Source organism: Loktanella sp. D2R18, from assembly GCF_003318235.1.
Classification (GTDB): Bacteria; Pseudomonadota; Alphaproteobacteria; order Rhodobacterales; family Rhodobacteraceae; genus Yoonia.
This window is the reverse complement of the sequence record NZ_QOCG01000030.1, coordinates 183,639-198,970: the sequence shown is the minus strand read 5'-3', so window position 1 is coordinate 198,970 and position 15,332 is coordinate 183,639. Positions and strand designations below refer to the sequence as shown.

Below are 15,332 nucleotides of genomic sequence, written 5' to 3'. Positions count from 1 at the left end.
GGGTTTGCCGAATTGCGGCTTTCCCCCTTGTTCTGCGCGTCATGACGGCCTATACGCCGCGCTTGATCCCGAACCCGGAGAAGTCCAATGGCTGGCAGTGCAAACCTGAACGTGATGATGAAAACCGCCCGTAAAGCAGGGCGCGCATTGCTCAAAGACTTTGGTGAAGTTGAACAATTGCAGGTCAGCGCCAAAGGCCCCGGCGATTTTGTGAGCCGCGCCGACCGGACCGCCGAAGAAACCATTCGCGAAGAATTGCTACATGCCCGCCCGACCTATGGGTTCTTGGGTGAAGAAGGCAAGGAAATCGAAGGCGCTGATCCAACCCGTCGCTGGATCGTTGATCCGCTTGATGGCACCACAAATTTTCTGCATGGTCTGCCGCATTGGGCTGTGTCGATCGCACTTGAACACAAAGGTCAGATCGTGGCGGGTGTTGTCTATGACCCTGCTAAGGACGAAATGTTCTATGCGGAAAAAGGCGGCGGTGCCTGGCTGAACGAAACCCGCATGCGCGTGTCTGGCCGTCACCGGATGATCGAAAGCATCTTTGCAACTGGCCTGCCATTTGCAGGCCGCGCTGACCTGCCAGAAACCCTACAAGACCTTGCACGTATTTTGCCTGCCTGTGCGGGTGTGCGTCGCTTTGGGGCTGCAGCGCTTGATTTGGCCTATGTGGCTGCGGGCCGCTATGACGGATTTTGGGAACGCAAATTGCACATCTGGGATATCGCCGCAGGCCTGATCATCGCGCGCGAAGCGGGGGCGATGATCGAACCGATCCGCCCGGACGGTGATATCTTGGCAGACGGCGAAGTCATTTGCTCAAACGAGCCGATCTTTGACAGCTTCGCAAAAGTTATCCGTAAGGCTTAACGTTTCACCACCGGAATATTGCTGCGCTTATATTGGGTTTCCGGGTGATCCGGGTGCCCCTCTGTGCGTTTCCAGAACCCGGTGTTGCCGATCTTGAACCAAAACGGAAGCATCAGCACGAACCCGGCGACAAACCCACCAGCATGCGCCCAATGCGCCACGCCGCTGCCGCCAGCGGCACTGTTCAGCCCGTTAAAGATTTGCACCCCAAACCAGAACCCAAGCGTGATCCACGCGGGTAACGGGAAGATGCGGAAAAAGACAATGAAGAACACGAAGACATCGACGCGCGCCTTGGGGAACAGCAAGATATAGCCGCCCATTACCCCCGCAATCGCCCCCGATGCACCGACCATTGGCACCAGTGACAGCGGTTCTGACGCGTATTGCGCCAGCCCCGCCGCGATTCCGCAGAGTAGGTAATAGATCAAGAACGGCACATGGCCGAGCTTGTCTTCAAGATTATCCCCGTAGATCCACAAGAACAGCATATTGCCTGCAAGATGCATAAAGCCGCTGTGCAAAAACATGTAGCTGATCGGCGTCGTTAGCCCGTTGCCCGCGTAAAGCCGTGCAGGGATCAGCCCGTATTCCGCAAAGATGCGGTTAATTTCCCGGTCGGTTTGTAGTGCGTAGCTGCCAATAAAGATCAGGATATTCAAAAGAATAAGCGCGATCGTGACATAAGGGACGCGTTCAGATGGGTTGTGGTCGCGGAATGGTAAAAGCATACCGCGACCGTGATTTATGTCGGGCGCGGGGTCAAGCGGTTGCTTGATCTGCGACAGCCGCCAAAAGCGCTGCATTGCCCCCTGCTGCGGTGGTATCAATGCACACATGGCGTTCGTGCATCACATGCGCGGTGTCAGGCATACCGGTGATGAGCGCGGTGATCGGGCCGCTTCGTTTAGACAGCGCTTTTTCAATCGCGCGACCTGTGTCGGTATCGCCCCACCACAAGACGCCAGCGATTGGGTTCAGTGTGGATAGCGCGACAGGGGCTATTTGTCCTTCTGAACTGACCCCAATCCCACCTAACGCAGTCACCTCCGCGACCTGCGCCAAAGCCACCGCTTCGCCCGGTCCCATGCACAGAACCGGACCGCGTGGGCGCAAGCTATGACGGTTGGATTCGCCCGTTGGGCCAGGCAGATCGGTCGCGGGTTTGGGGGCAAGCGGTTGCACGGCGTCCAGCCTTGCCTGCAATGCACGCATATCTGTATTTTCTTTCCAACGTTCAGACGACATTGGCGCAGGGTTTGCGATGAAACGTGGCAGATAGTGCGGACCGCCTGCCTTGGGACCCGTCCCAGAAAGCCCTTCGCCACCAAAAGGTTGACTGCCAACCACCGCACCAATTTGGTCGCGGTTCACATAGATATTGCCAGCTTTAACGCGTTCGACGATGGTCTGTACCCTGTCATCAATACGTGTGTGCAGGCCGAAGGTCAGACCGTAGCCCGTTGCGTTGATCGTATCGATCACAGCATCCAATTCCTCGGCCTTGAAGGTTGCGACATGCAGTACTGGGCCAAAGATTTCACGAGCCATATCGGTGATGCTATTCACGCGTATGGCCGTCGGCGCGATGAAATGTCCGGTCGACGTCGGGGCGCTGATTTGATGGATCACGCGGCCTTCGGATTGGGCTGTGGCAATGTGATCTGCGATGGTCTTATGGGCGGGCGCATCAATTACCGGGCCAAGATCTGTTGCCAGCACCCATGGATCGCCAACCGTCAGTTCATCCATCGCGCCTTTGAGCATCTTTAGCAAAGGCTCCGCAATATCTTCTTGAACATATAGACACCGCAACGCTGAACAACGCTGACCGGCGGACCTGAATGCACCATTCACAATATCCCGAACGGCGTGTTCGGGCAGGGCGGTGCTGTCGACGATCATCGCATTCAGCCCGCCGGTTTCTGCGATTAACGGCGTGCCGGGGGCGCAGTTCGCAGCCATCGTCGCGCGGATTTTGAGGGCGGTTGCGGTAGACCCGGTAAAGGCCACGCCATTCACGCGCGCATCACAGGTCAGCGCCGCGCCAACGTCTCCGCCGCCGGGCAAAAGCTGCAAAGCTGAAACAGGCACACCCGCCGCATGGAGTAGCTCTACGGCGTAGGTCGCGATCAATGGCGTTTGTTCGGCAGGTTTCGCAAGGACCGCATTGCCAGCCGCCAGTGCCGCCGCAATTTGGCCGGTAAAAATCGCCAGCGGAAAGTTCCACGGGCTGATACAAGTCCACACCCCACATGCTTGATTTTCGTCACTGGCTTGGGTGGCGTAGTAGCGCAAGAAATCTACGGCTTCGCGGAGTTCTGCAACAACGTCGGGCATGGCTTTGCCAGCTTCGCGCGCGAGAATGGCGAATAGCTCCGCTGCGTTGGCCTCGTAGGCATCGGCTACTGCGGTGAGGGCTGCTGCACGGGTCGCAGAATCAGCCGTCCAAGGAGTTGCCGCAGTCAGCGCGGCGTTGATCGCGGCGGGGCCTGCGGGTACGACTTGACCGACAATATCGCCAACGCGCGCTGGGTTGATGACGGGCTGCACCGCGCTTTTTCCATCCACCGCACCCGCAAGGATTGGATGCCCGTTGAACACCGCAGATTGAAATGATGTGCGCGCGGCATTTAGATCGTCCAGCGTGGGGCGATGGGTCAGGTCCCACCCCTTTGAATTGACACGCGCCGGCTGGAAAATATCGGGCCCTTTGGGCAGCACGACGCCGGTGCCGATAGCGTCAAATGGGCAGGCTGCGACAGTTTCAGGGGCAACATCTTCGTCAACGATTTGGTTCACAAAGCTAGAGTTCGCGCCGTTTTCAAGCAAACGACGAACCAGATAAGCCAGCAGGTCTTCGTGTGCGCCAACAGGGGCATAAATCCGGCAACGGGTGCCTTGCGCGTTCAGAACAAGCGTGTGGAGGGTCTCACCCATGCCGTGCAGGCGTTGGAATTCGAAGGTGTCCGCAGATTTGCCCATCGTGCGTGCCAAATCCAGCACAGCCGCCACTGTGTGCGCGTTATGTGTCGCGAACTGCGGGTAAATCCGATCAGTCATGCCCAGCAATTTGCGGGCATGACTGATATAGCTGATGTCTGTATGCTGTTTGGCCGTGAAAACAGGAAAGCCATTCATGCCTTCGACTTGGGCGCGCTTAATCTCGGCGTCCCAATAGGCACCCTTGACCAGACGGACCATGATTTTGCGGTCCAATTGGGTCGCGACAGCATGTAAATGGTCGATCACCAATGACGCACGTTGGCCGTAAGCCTGCACAACCACGCCGAATCCGTCCCATCCAGCCAGCGCAGGTTCGGCCAGCACAGCCGCGATCACGTCCAGCGACAGGGACAGGCGGTCGGCTTCTTCTGCGTCAATGTTGAACCCCATGCCCGCGGATTTCGCGAGCATCGCCAGCGCACGCACGCGCGGCACCAATTCGACCATTACACGATCCTTTTGCGCGACCTCGTAGCGCGGATGCAAAGCGGATAGTTTTACCGAAATACCGGGGTTTTGTGCCACGCTGTCATAGGTGCAATGATCTGCAATCGCTGATATCGCCCGCGAATAGGCAAGATGGTAGGCGCGGGCGTCAGCCTCGGTGCAGGCCGCTTCGCCGAGCATGTCATAGCTATAGGTGAAACCTTTTTCTTGCATGCCCACGGCCCGTTTCATTGCCTTGGTGATGTCTTCGCCTAATACAAACTGACGCCCCATTTCACGCATGGCGCGGGCGACGGCAGTGCGGATGACAGGTTCGCCCAAACGTTTGACGGCGCTGCGCAAATGCCGGGTGACGCCGGGCTTATCATCGTCCAAAACGCGGCCCGTCAGCATCAATGCCCAAGTTGAGGCATTTACCAGTGACGACGCCGAATGGCCAAGGTGCTTACCCCAATCTGATGGCGCGATTTTATCTTCGATCAAGGCATCGATGGTCTCGGCGTCAGGGACGCGCAAGAGCGCCTCAGCCAAGCACATTAGGGCGATTCCTTCATCCGTGGACAGGCCGTATTCGGCAAGAAAGACTTCCATTAGGCCGGGTTCGGTACTGCCACGGATATCACGGACAAGGTCGGCGGCATTTGCGCAAATACGTGCGCGGTCTTGGTGTGTCAGCGCTGCGGCTTGCGCCAACGATGCAACTGCATCGGCTTCATTGCGGTACATTGCGGCGTCTAGTTGCTGGCGCAGATCGGATTCGGTTTGTGACATTTGCGTGCTCCTTGTCGGCCAGGGAATCTTACGCCATTGCGAGAAGTCTATTTGGTTGGTAATTTGAAAAATGATAGGCGATTAACCTGAAGGTGAACTATATGGCGGACAATATGATTTCAGATATCGACCAGTTCGACCGAAAAATACTTGATGTCCTTGCGATAGAGGGGCGGGTCAGCGTTACCGAATTATCGCGACGAATCGGCCTGTCGAAATCACCGACTCAGGCGCGGCTTAAACGGCTTGAAGATAGCGGCATTATTCGCGGCTACCGCGCATTGTTTGATCCCATTCGCTTGGGGCGCGATCATGTCGCCTTTGTCGAGGTGAAGCTGAGCGACACGCGCGAAAATGCCTTGGCGGCGTTCAATGCGGCGGTCATGCGCGTTCCAGAGATCGAACAATGCCATTTGATTGCAGGTGCATTCGACTATTTGTTGAAAGTGCGCACATCGGGAATGATGGGGTACCGTGCTGTTTTAGCAGAGAAAATTTCGACGTTGCCGCATGTTGCGAACACTTCGACCTATGTTGCGATGCAAGCCGTCAAAGAAGAAGGGCTTTCACCGCTTGCCCCGCGCGACATGTCCGCATAGGAATAGCACCGTGCCCGCGTGGTGGAATGGTAGACACATGAGACTTAAAATCTCCCGGCTGTATGGCCGTGCCGGTTCGAGTCCGGCCGCGGGCACCACTTAATCACTGAAATTGGACCGTCTACTGGCCCAATTTCGCGTGGACCTCGTCAAGGTCGATATCGCCGATCGGCATTTTGTTGGCAGGGTTTTCGAAATCGTATTTGAAGATACGGAAGTCTTTTTTGTACATTTCATAGACCAGATGCATCGACAGGTCGTCAAAATAGTCTGCAACAGGATGCGCGCGTTTGGGGCCGTGACCTTCGCTTTCGTTGAAGCGCGGGATCGTTTCAAGATCAACGGCATGCGGCGTTTCGATTTCATCCAGCACGGATTGCATGCCGTCGTTAAACTTTTCGGTCCAGAAGATATTGTCGTAGCGGCCACCGTTTACGATATAGGTCGCGATATGGCCGGACATGGCAGACCAATGAATGTCAGGGTCCATCGGACGGCGCCAACGGATGGTGTCGCGCGCGAACAGCAGAAAACGCCGAAAGCTTTTGATCTGATCAAATTCAAATCCCGTGTCAGGGTCGCCAACTTCGATCCCGTATTTCTGGGTCAGCAGTGGAACGAGATTGCCACGGTAATATTTTCCGTTGCGCTGAATGCCGCAGATTTTGTCGAAGAATGATGATAGAATGCGGGTGTAAGGATTGCGCACACAGGTAAACGCATAGCTTTGATGTGCGGTCACGTTTTGGGTGATCAGTGCCTTGCTGTCGTCCAATGCCCATTTATGCATACCGGATTTTGCATCATGGATATCGCCGTCAAAAAATTCGCCATGATCGGAATAATACATGATTTGCCCGATGGTTGAGCATGCGCATTTTGGGACAACGCGGTAGACGACGCTTTCGCTGGTGGTCATCCAGGTTCCGGGGAAACTCGCCAATTGTGGCCTCCTTTGCGTAATGTCGCCGTCGTTTTTCCTTTAAGAGCAAAGAAACACCGTTTATTCAATGTCTGATCGCGGCAAGTCGCCGGAAACATCAATTTGTCCGCAGGGGGCACCCAACACAGATGGCAAGAATCGCCTTTATCCTTCTTTGCCACAAGAACCCCGATGCGATTGTGCAGCAAGCGCTGCAATTGACGGCGGCGGGCGATTATATCGCAATCCATTTTGATGCTTCGGCCAATGCAGAGGATTTTGCGACCATTCAGACCGCCTTGCTCAATAACCCAAATGTCGTCTTTGCCAAGCGCCGGATCAAATGCGGATGGGGCGAATGGAGCCTTGTGCAGGCGACCCTTCATGCCGTTGAGGCGGCGGTTGATGCATTCCCGCGCGCGAGCCACTTTTACATGGTTTCGGGCGATTGCATGCCGATCAAATCCGCCCAATATGCGCATGAATTTTTGGACCGCCATGATTGCGATTTCATCGAGAGCTTTGATTTTTTCGACAGCGATTGGATCAAAACGGGGTTCCGCGAAGAGCGTCTGATCTACCGTCATCATTTTAATGAGCGCACGCAGAAGAAGCGGTTTTACACGTCATTGGCGCTGCAGCAGAAATTTGGGATCACGCGTGATACGCCCAAAGACGTGCAAATTATGATTGGCAGCCAATGGTGGTGTCTGCGGCGGCGCACTGTTGAAGCACTGCTTGATTTTACCCGTGTCCGCAAAGACGTAATGCGTTTTTTCCGCACGACTTGGATCCCCGATGAGACATTTTTTCAAACTCTTGTGCGCCATCTGGTGCCGGGGAATGAGATTGAAAACCGCACGCTTACATTTTTGATGTTCACCGATTACGGGATGCCGGTGACGTTCTATAACGATCACTACGATCTGTTGTTGGGGCAAAGCGGCTTATTCGCACGCAAAATTAGTGCAGAGGCGTCCAATCTACGCTCTGAACTCGGCGCGCTCTATGTCAGTGACCGCACAGATTTCGTGATCACCGACGAAGGGCGGCGGCTGTTTCAATTCTTGACCGGACGTGGGCGCATTGGTCGCCGGTTTACGCCGCGCTTTTGGGAACGCGAAACGACATTGGGGCGCAACCGCGCGCTGATGATTGTAGCCTGCAAAAAATGGCATGTCGCCAAGCGGTTGGTTGCAAGCATTCGCGAACATACCGATATTCCGGCGGTCGAATATTTGTTCAACGAAGACGCGACCCCGCTGCCCGATTTAGGTGGCATTGAAACGACGGTACAAAAACGAGGGCGGCACAGGCGCGCCTTTTTACGGATGTTGTTTGATCATAACAAAAGTGATCGTTTGGTGATTTGTCTCGATACCGCCGATATCGACCTGATGCGCGATTTCTTTGCGGATCGTGCGGATGTGCGTTTGCTCGAAATTGCCTGTGAATTCGATGATGATTATTTGGCGGGCCATGCGAAACGCGTTGGATTGGCTGGTGCACAAAGCAGCGAAGCAACCGTCGCACGGCTTCTGCCCACTATTCGCAATGACATTGTGCATGAGCGCGATAATATCCGCGACGCGGATTTTGCCGGTGCTGCACGGATCAGTGAAACTGCAACGATCGCCGAAAACGCCGCTGCCCTTGCCCAATTCTTGCGCGTCGATATGGATACCGCACGCGCGCTTGCTGAAACCCCCCATCTTTTTGTTGATTGAGGCCACCCATGGATTACGCATACGACGACCAGAATATTTTCGCCAAGATTTTGCGGGGCGAAATTCCGAATAAGACTGTGTTTGAAAATGAACACGCTTTGGCATTTCATGATATTCAGCCGCAGGCTGCCGTGCATGTGCTGGTGATCCCCAAGGGGCCATATATGAGTCTTGATCACTTTGCCCGCGATGCATCCGCAGCCGAACAGGCTGGGTTCTTTCACGCAATTTCCGCTGTGTGCGACCTGATGCAGTTAGACGAAGGGTTCCGCGGCATCTCGAACACCCGCGTGCATGGCGTTCAGGATGTGCCGCATTACCACATGCACATTATCGGCGGGCAACAGCTTGGCCGCATGTTGTTGGACTGATCGCTGACCCTATGTTGAGGACGTGAGCGATAGAAACACGTCCTCAAGGTGCGCTTCTTGGGTCTTGACGTCTTTGATCGTGATCCCGGCATCGCGCAAAATATGCAACACCGCATCAGCGGGGGTCGTTGTGCTTTGGTAGGTGAAACTTAACGTGCCATTGGGGTGCTTTTTGCCAGAGATTTGCGGCGGCAGTTCCGGCAATTCCGCAGGCCCATCCGGCGTGATCACGAGTGTTTTACGATCTAGATGCCCCAAAAGGTTTGCGGTGCTATCGCGCACGACCACTTCGCCATGGTTGATGATCGCGATATCGTCGCACATGGCTTCTGCTTCTTCGAGATAATGGGTTGTGAGAATCACGGTCATCCCATCATCATTCAATTTGCGCACGTTTTGCCACAGCATATTGCGCAGCGCGATATCGACGCCTGCTGTCGGTTCATCCAACACAAGGATTTGCGGCGAATGCACAAGCGCCTTGCCCAAAAGCAACCGGCGGCGCATCCCACCTGAAAGCGATCTGGAGTAGGCGTCCGCCTTATCGGTCAATCCGATCAAATCTAGAATCTCTGCCGTTCTGCGCTGCGATTTTGGCACGCCATAAAGACCTGCTTGAACGTCGAGCGATCCGGCGGGCGTAAAAAACGGGTCAAGATGGGGTTCTTGCGGCATAATTCCAATCGAGGCGCGCGATTGGCGCGGGTTTGTGTCTTGGTCAAAGCCCCAAATCTTGACGCTGCCCGCCGATTTGACCACCAATCCGGCTAGAATATTGATAATCGTCGATTTTCCAGCCCCATTTGGCCCCAAAAGCCCGAAAATGGACCCGCGTGGGATATTCAAATCAACCCCTTTCAACGCCTCTTTGGCAGGGCTGCGCCCGGTGGCGGCGTAGGTTTTCTTGAGCCCTGAAATTTCTATGGCGTTGTCGGTCATGCTGGTCTTTCCCCTGCGCGTCTCGTGCGGTATGTATCACGTGATCTAAGGCCCACCGCGGCCCGCAGCAAGCACACAGGTGACACTATGACCACGCCAGCCCCAGAAATCCGGATTGTTAACGACTGGCGCATTGCCTGTGATGGCGGCGAAGGTGGGCTTGGTCACCCGCGTGTCTGGCTACAAATCCCGCATGAGGTCGGCTATGTCGAATGCCCCTATTGCGATGCAAAAATCGTGCATGCGGATTACGAAGGCAAAGTATGACCGCTTTGACGCGTGTCGTTATTTCGAGTGATCATGCTGATATCCCGTTGCGTCGAACCATTGTCGCGCACGTTAAAGCCGCTGGATGTGAAGTGACCGATATTGGACCAGAGACGGGTGTGAGCGCAGATTATCCCAAACATGGTCAAGCGGCTGCGCAGTTGGTTGCTGCGGGGGATTGTGCTCGGGGAATACTCATCTGTGGCACCGGACAAGGTATTATGATGGCTGCCAATAAGGTTGTGCGAATCCGCTGTGGCGTCTGTTCGGATTCGTTTTCGGCGCGTATGATCCGTGCACACAACAATTCGAATATGTTGTCGATTGGTGCACGCGTCGTCGGCGTTGGACTTGCGCTTGATATCGTGGATACGTTTTTGTCTACGGAATTTGAGGGCGGTCGCCATGCCGTACGTGTCGATATGATCGAGCCACACTCTTAAGCGCTGGAAGCACGCGCGCGTTCATGACAAAACTATCCCTGACGCAACGCAGGGAACGGTATCATGACGCAGCAATTTGGTAAGGGACACCATCTTCATCTCATCGACGGCTCGGCGTTTATTTTTCGTGCCTATCATGCGCTTCCGCCGCTGACGCGCAAATCCGATGGGTTGCCTGTAGGGGCCGTGTCGGGCTTTGTGAATATGCTACAGCGTTACGTCGAAACCAACACGGGGCCAGATGCCGCGACCCATGTGGCGGTTATTTTTGACAAGGGCAGCCATACGTTCCGCAATGAAATGTATGACCAGTACAAAGCCAACCGCGACGCGATGCCCGAAGATTTGCGCCCGCAGATGCCGCTGACGCGCGATGCGACGCGAGCGTTCAACATCGCCTGCGAGGAAATCGAAGGGTTTGAGGCCGATGATATCATCGCGACACTTTCCCATCAGGCGCGTGATGCGGGGGGGCGCGTGACAATCCTGTCGTCGGACAAAGATCTGATGCAGCTGGTCGGTGGCGGGGTTGAGATGCTCGATCCGATGAAGAACAAACGCATTGATTCTGACGGCGTTGTCGAAAAGTTTGGGGTCGGCCCGGAGCGCGTTGTCGACGTGCAGGCGCTTGCGGGTGATTCCGTTGATAACGTGCCGGGCGCGCCAGGCATCGGTATTAAAACCGCAGCCCTTTTAATCAATGAATATGGTGATTTAGAAACATTGCTGGACCGCGCGAGCGAGATCAAGCAGCCCAAACGCCGTGAAAGCCTGATCGACAACCGTGCACAGATCGAACTGTCCAAGAAATTAGTGCAGCTCGATTGTGGCATGGATTTGCCGTTTGGTCTTGATAGCCTTGAAATGCGCGAACCTGACGCGGACACGCTTTTGGGATTTCTGACGCAGATGGAATTCCGGACTATCGTTAAACGCGTCGCAGATAAATTGGGGGCCGAGGCACCTGCTATCGCGGCGCCCGCGCAAACCACACAAGCCGCAGCGCCAGAAGCGGTGCCGTTTGACCCTGACAGCTATGAATGCGTATCGGATGCGGCGGCGTTGCAGGTCTGGATCGATCGAATTTATGCGCGCGGTTACGTCGCTGTGGATACCGAAACGACAGGCTTGAACGAAATGGTCGTTGATTTGGTTGGAATTTCGCTATGTGTTGAGCCGGGGCAGGCCTGCTATATTCCGCTAGGTCATAAAGCGGCGGCGGCAGATGATCTGTTTGGTTCTGACGATGTTGCCGAAGGGCAAATGGATATGGCGCAATGCCTTGCGCTGCTCAAACCCGTGCTCGAGGATGAAAGCATCCTGAAAATCGGTCAGAACATGAAATATGATGCCAAGATTTTTGCGCGTCAGGGGATTGCGATTGCCCCAATCGATGACACGATGTTGATGTCATATGCAACGAACGCGGGCGTGCATAACCACGGGATGGATGTGCTATCAGATCGCTATCTAGGGCATACGCCGATTCCGATCAAACCGCTGCTTGGTACCGGAAAGTCGGCGATTACATTTGACCGGGTTCCCGTTGCAGATGCAGTGAAATACGCCGCCGAAGACGCCGATATCACCCTGCGCCTATGGCAACAGTTCAAACCGCAATTGCACGCCAAACAAGTCACCACGGTCTATGAAACGCTTGAACGGCCCTTGGTGCCAGTGCTTGCGCAGATGGAGATGCACGGCGTGCAGGTGGATCGCGATACGCTGTCACGCATGTCAAATGCGTTTGCGCAGAAAATGGCAGGTCTTGAAGACGACATTTACGAAATGGTCGGCCATAAGTTCAACGTCGGATCACCCAAACAATTGGGCGAGATCATGTTTGACGAAATGGGGCTGGAAATGCCAGATGGTAAGGCCCCATCAAAAGGTAAAACCGGGGCCTATTCGACAGGCGCGACCGTGCTCGAAGACTTGGCCACGATCCATGATTTGCCGCGCCGTATTCTGGATTGGCGTCAGCTGTCCAAGCTGAAATCGACCTACACCGACGCGCTGCAAGAGCACATTAATCCCGACACGGGCCGCGTGCACACGTCCTATTTAATCACGGGCGCCAACACGGGGCGTTTGGCATCAAAAGAACCGAACTTGCAAAACATCCCGGTTCGGTCCGAAGATGGCAGACGTATCCGTGAGGCGTTCGTCGCGGCCCCCGGCAATGTGTTGGTCAGTCTTGACTATAGCCAAATTGAGCTGCGTATTCTGGCCCATGTCGCGGGGATTGATGCGCTCAAACAAGCGTTCCGCGACGGGATCGATATTCACGCGATGACCGCGTCTGAAATGTTCGACGTGCCGCTGGATGAGATGACGCCAGATATCCGACGTCAGGCCAAAGCGATTAACTTTGGTGTGATTTACGGAATTTCCGGCTTTGGTCTGGCGCGCAACCTGCGTATTCCGCGTGGCGAGGCCCAAGGGTTCATCGACCGCTACTTTGAACGCTTCCCCGGAATTCGCACCTATATGGATGATACGGTCGCTTTCGCCAAAGAACATAACTATGTGCAAACGCTGTTTGGGCGCAAAATCAACACACCCGAAATCAATGCTAAGGGACCCCACGCAGGGTTCGCCAAGCGCGCTGCAATCAACGCGCCGATCCAAGGGACAGCCGCCGATGTGATCCGCCGCGCGATGATCCGGATGCCTGATGCGATTGCAGACCTGCCCGCCAAAATGCTGCTGCAAGTCCACGATGAATTGATCTTTGAGGTCGCCGAAGACAGTGCCGCGCCGCTGATCGACGTGGCACGCGACGTGATGGAAAACGCCAGCGATCCGGCGGTGAAGCTTGACGTGAAACTATCGGTGGACGCAGGGCAGGGGGCAAACTGGGCTGAGGCGCATTGATGTAGCGTTCACTACTAGGTCCGCTCTGCGGGACTTAGCTGCCGTTCAAAGGCTGACACTGGATGTTCGCTTTTCACCTAAACTCAGAGGCGATCCAATCCACGATCCGGCTGATGTGGTGCTCGCCAACATGATCCTTTGACCAGGAAACATAAAGCCCATCGTCCGACGGTTCCGGATCAACCCAAATCTCCACAAGGCGTTTTGACGACAGGTCGTTTTCGATCATGTAGGTCGGCGCGATGGCAATCCCATGGCCGCAGATGGCTGCGTCCAGCGCCAAAGCAGATCGGTCGAAGTTGAGCAGCTTGTGCACGTTTCCATAGCCTGTCGCCTCGATCAGCTTTTCCCAACGCCGATGCGCGTCCTGAAGTAGAGGCAGCGTCAGTAATGTTTCCAGTCCCATGGGCCAGTCAGGCCGCAGAAAGTCGGGGCTGCATACTGCAACAAGCCGAATGTCGGTCAGTCGACGTGATCGGTGGGCGAGGTTGGGGTCTTGTTCACTTCCTGGCCACAGCGCGATTTCATTTCGACCAAGGCTGCGCGACAGTATCTGCTCATGAACTTCTGTCTTCAGCGAAAGTTTCGGGAATGCAGTTGCAAAGGCATCCATGCGCGGCATCAGCCATTTTGTGGCTGTAGAAGACCCGAGGTGAAGGGTAACATGATCGTTCTCTTCGCCGATACTGACCAATGCCGTTTCCAGAACCGCAAGAGCGTCGGTGACGCCAGCGTGGCAGCGTTTGCCTTCAGCAGTCAGAGACACCCCGCGCGCGCCGCGCTTCAGAAGAACCACGCCAAGGTCGATTTCAAGCTGCTTGATCCGTTGGGAAACGGCACCGCGCGAAAGGTTCAGCTCGTCCGCAGCGCGTTGCAGGTTGCCGTGTGATGCCGCGATCGCGAACACGCGCAGTGCATTTAGATTTAGCTGTCTCATTCAATAGGCCCAAGGCGATAGATTTTCTAAACGCTGGTGAAAATTTCCCGCTTTGTCAAATCTGTATGGCTGGTCGATACAGACAACGAAGCAAGAACCAGCCCTTTTTGAGGAGAACCCACACATGTCCCAGATCATCCGGCCAGCAACACCTGACGACATACCGCGACTAGTTGATCTACTGATGCTGGACGCTGAGAAGCGTTATGCAGAGGATGGCATCCTTTGGAAGATGGCAGAGGATGCACCGGCCCAGATCGAGAAGGCTCTGACATTCGCGCTGACCGCTGAACAGCAACCCTTCCGCCAGATTTGGCAGGTCGCGGATGATGACGGTTGGATCGGCGGTGTCGTTCATTCGATGCTACTGCCGGTGCCACCGATCTATGGAGGATCAAGCGGTGAACCCGGCCTCATTTTGCCCGACTCATACGCCGCACCGGATGCGCCTGATAGCACGGTCAATGCTTTGTTGGTTGCGGCTGAAAAGGCCCTTCAAGAAGCCGGTGCCAGGATTATTTTGTCGTCCTATGTGACGGGAGAGGATTGGCGGAAATCGCTCGAGGCTGCGAATTACGATCCTTTGACGCTCTATCTGTCCCGCACTGATCTCGGCGATCAGGGAACGCCTTCAGTTGTCCGGCAAGCGACAGAAGAAGATGTTCCTGGCATCGTCATGCGCAGCGCTGAGAACCGGCAAGTTCTTTTCGACATCGACCCCTTCTGGGAAATAAATCCCGAAGCCGGTTCACGCTTCTCAGCCTGGATGACGCGCAGCCTCACGCTGCGAGATCGCGATATGATGGTCATGGGCGAACATGACGAGCTGGAAGGCTACGTTATCGCACAGCCTGCCTCGCGCCTGCACTTTCCGCCTGCCCATGACATCACCGGGACAGGTGTGATCGACGATTACTACCACCTGGAACTAGCCGACCCGGCATACCTTAGGGATGGCAGCGAAGGCGCAACCGCGCTTCTGCGCGCCGCCGAAGCCGCTCTCGCGAACCGAGGCACGGACGCTGCCTTTGTCGTTTGCCCCGCCGGATGGCGCTCCAAGATCGAAATGCTGGAAGCTGCCGGTTACGAGACTGCAATGCTTTGGTCTATCAAGCGGTAGCGCTAACCAGTTACCGGCCATTCGTCCCGT

General features: G+C 55.4%; 13 protein-coding genes and 1 tRNA gene. 9 read left to right on the top strand and 5 right to left on the bottom strand.

The window, feature by feature from the left end; all coding sequences use genetic code 11:
* Window positions 1-87: 87 nt before the first annotated feature.
* On the top strand, window positions 88-876 hold the full coding sequence (locus DS901_RS14440; protein ID WP_113777627.1) for an inositol monophosphatase family protein: 789 nt from the start codon (window positions 88-90) through the stop codon (window positions 874-876).
* Here DS901_RS14440 and DS901_RS14435 read toward each other — a convergent pair.
* Together DS901_RS14435 and putA are read right to left on the bottom strand one after the other, a co-directional pair.
* On the bottom strand, window positions 873-1,607 hold the full coding sequence (locus DS901_RS14435) for a rhomboid family intramembrane serine protease (RefSeq protein ID WP_113778045.1): 735 nt from the start codon (window positions 1,605-1,607) through the stop codon (window positions 873-875). The two genes, DS901_RS14440 and DS901_RS14435, sit on opposite strands and share 4 nt — an antisense overlap.
* Before the next feature lie 31 nt (window positions 1,608-1,638).
* Window positions 1,639-5,100, bottom strand: a complete 3,462-nt coding sequence (gene putA, locus DS901_RS14430) for a bifunctional proline dehydrogenase/L-glutamate gamma-semialdehyde dehydrogenase PutA (protein WP_113777626.1) — start codon at window positions 5,098-5,100, stop codon at window positions 1,639-1,641.
* A gap of 101 nt (window positions 5,101-5,201) precedes the next feature.
* Here putA and DS901_RS14425 point away from each other — a divergent pair, with 101 nt between their 5' ends.
* Together DS901_RS14425 and DS901_RS14420 are read left to right on the top strand one after the other, a co-directional pair.
* On the top strand, window positions 5,202-5,699 hold the full coding sequence (locus DS901_RS14425; protein ID WP_181820882.1) for an Lrp/AsnC family transcriptional regulator: 498 nt from the start codon (window positions 5,202-5,204) through the stop codon (window positions 5,697-5,699).
* A gap of 12 nt (window positions 5,700-5,711) precedes the next feature.
* Window positions 5,712-5,797 (top strand) — tRNA-Leu (locus DS901_RS14420).
* Between the two features lie 23 nt (window positions 5,798-5,820).
* Here DS901_RS14420 and DS901_RS14415 read toward each other — a convergent pair.
* Window positions 5,821-6,618 carry a sulfotransferase family protein gene (locus DS901_RS14415; RefSeq protein WP_113777625.1) on the bottom strand — a complete coding sequence of 266 codons (798 nt, stop codon included), beginning with the start codon at window positions 6,616-6,618 and terminating at the stop codon, window positions 5,821-5,823.
* 152 nt (window positions 6,619-6,770) lie between these two features.
* On the opposite strand from DS901_RS14415, the gene DS901_RS14410 reads away from it, so the two are divergent.
* Together DS901_RS14410 and DS901_RS14405 are read left to right on the top strand one after the other, a co-directional pair.
* The gene (locus DS901_RS14410; RefSeq protein ID WP_113777624.1) at window positions 6,771-8,348 is read left to right on the top strand and encodes a DUF5928 domain-containing protein; all 1,578 of its coding nucleotides are present in this window, start codon (window positions 6,771-6,773) and stop codon (window positions 8,346-8,348) included.
* An 8-nt stretch (window positions 8,349-8,356) separates the two neighbouring features.
* Window positions 8,357-8,719, top strand: coding sequence for an HIT domain-containing protein (locus DS901_RS14405; RefSeq protein ID WP_113777623.1), 363 nt, complete (start codon window positions 8,357-8,359; stop codon window positions 8,717-8,719).
* Between the two features lie 9 nt (window positions 8,720-8,728).
* Here the strand turns inward: DS901_RS14405 and DS901_RS14400 are convergent, their stop codons facing one another.
* Window positions 8,729-9,658, bottom strand: coding sequence for an ABC transporter ATP-binding protein (locus DS901_RS14400; protein ID WP_113777622.1), 930 nt, complete (start codon window positions 9,656-9,658; stop codon window positions 8,729-8,731).
* Between the two features lie 87 nt (window positions 9,659-9,745).
* On the opposite strand from DS901_RS14400, the gene DS901_RS14395 reads away from it, so the two are divergent.
* The 3 genes from DS901_RS14395 (at window position 9,746) to polA (ending at window position 13,245) form a co-directional block, all read left to right on the top strand.
* Window positions 9,746-9,925 carry a zinc-finger domain-containing protein gene (locus tag DS901_RS14395; RefSeq protein WP_113777621.1) on the top strand — a complete coding sequence of 60 codons (180 nt, stop codon included), beginning with the start codon at window positions 9,746-9,748 and terminating at the stop codon, window positions 9,923-9,925.
* The gene (rpiB, locus tag DS901_RS14390) at window positions 9,922-10,368 is read left to right on the top strand and encodes a ribose 5-phosphate isomerase B (RefSeq protein WP_113777620.1); all 447 of its coding nucleotides are present in this window, start codon (window positions 9,922-9,924) and stop codon (window positions 10,366-10,368) included. The genes DS901_RS14395 and rpiB overlap by 4 nt, the downstream gene beginning before the upstream one ends.
* Before the next feature lie 63 nt (window positions 10,369-10,431).
* Window positions 10,432-13,245, top strand: coding sequence for a DNA polymerase I (gene polA / locus DS901_RS14385; protein WP_113777619.1), 2,814 nt, complete (start codon window positions 10,432-10,434; stop codon window positions 13,243-13,245).
* Window positions 13,246-13,318: 73 nt separating this feature from the next.
* Here polA and DS901_RS14380 read toward each other — a convergent pair whose 3' ends face one another.
* Complete coding sequence (locus tag DS901_RS14380) at window positions 13,319-14,182, bottom strand: LysR family transcriptional regulator (RefSeq protein WP_113777618.1); 864 nt, start codon at window positions 14,180-14,182, stop codon at window positions 13,319-13,321.
* A 124-nt stretch (window positions 14,183-14,306) separates the two neighbouring features.
* Here DS901_RS14380 and DS901_RS14375 point away from each other — a divergent pair, with 124 nt between their 5' ends.
* Window positions 14,307-15,302, top strand: coding sequence for a hypothetical protein (locus DS901_RS14375; RefSeq protein ID WP_113777617.1), 996 nt, complete (start codon window positions 14,307-14,309; stop codon window positions 15,300-15,302).
* Window positions 15,303-15,332: the final 30 nt, after the last annotated feature.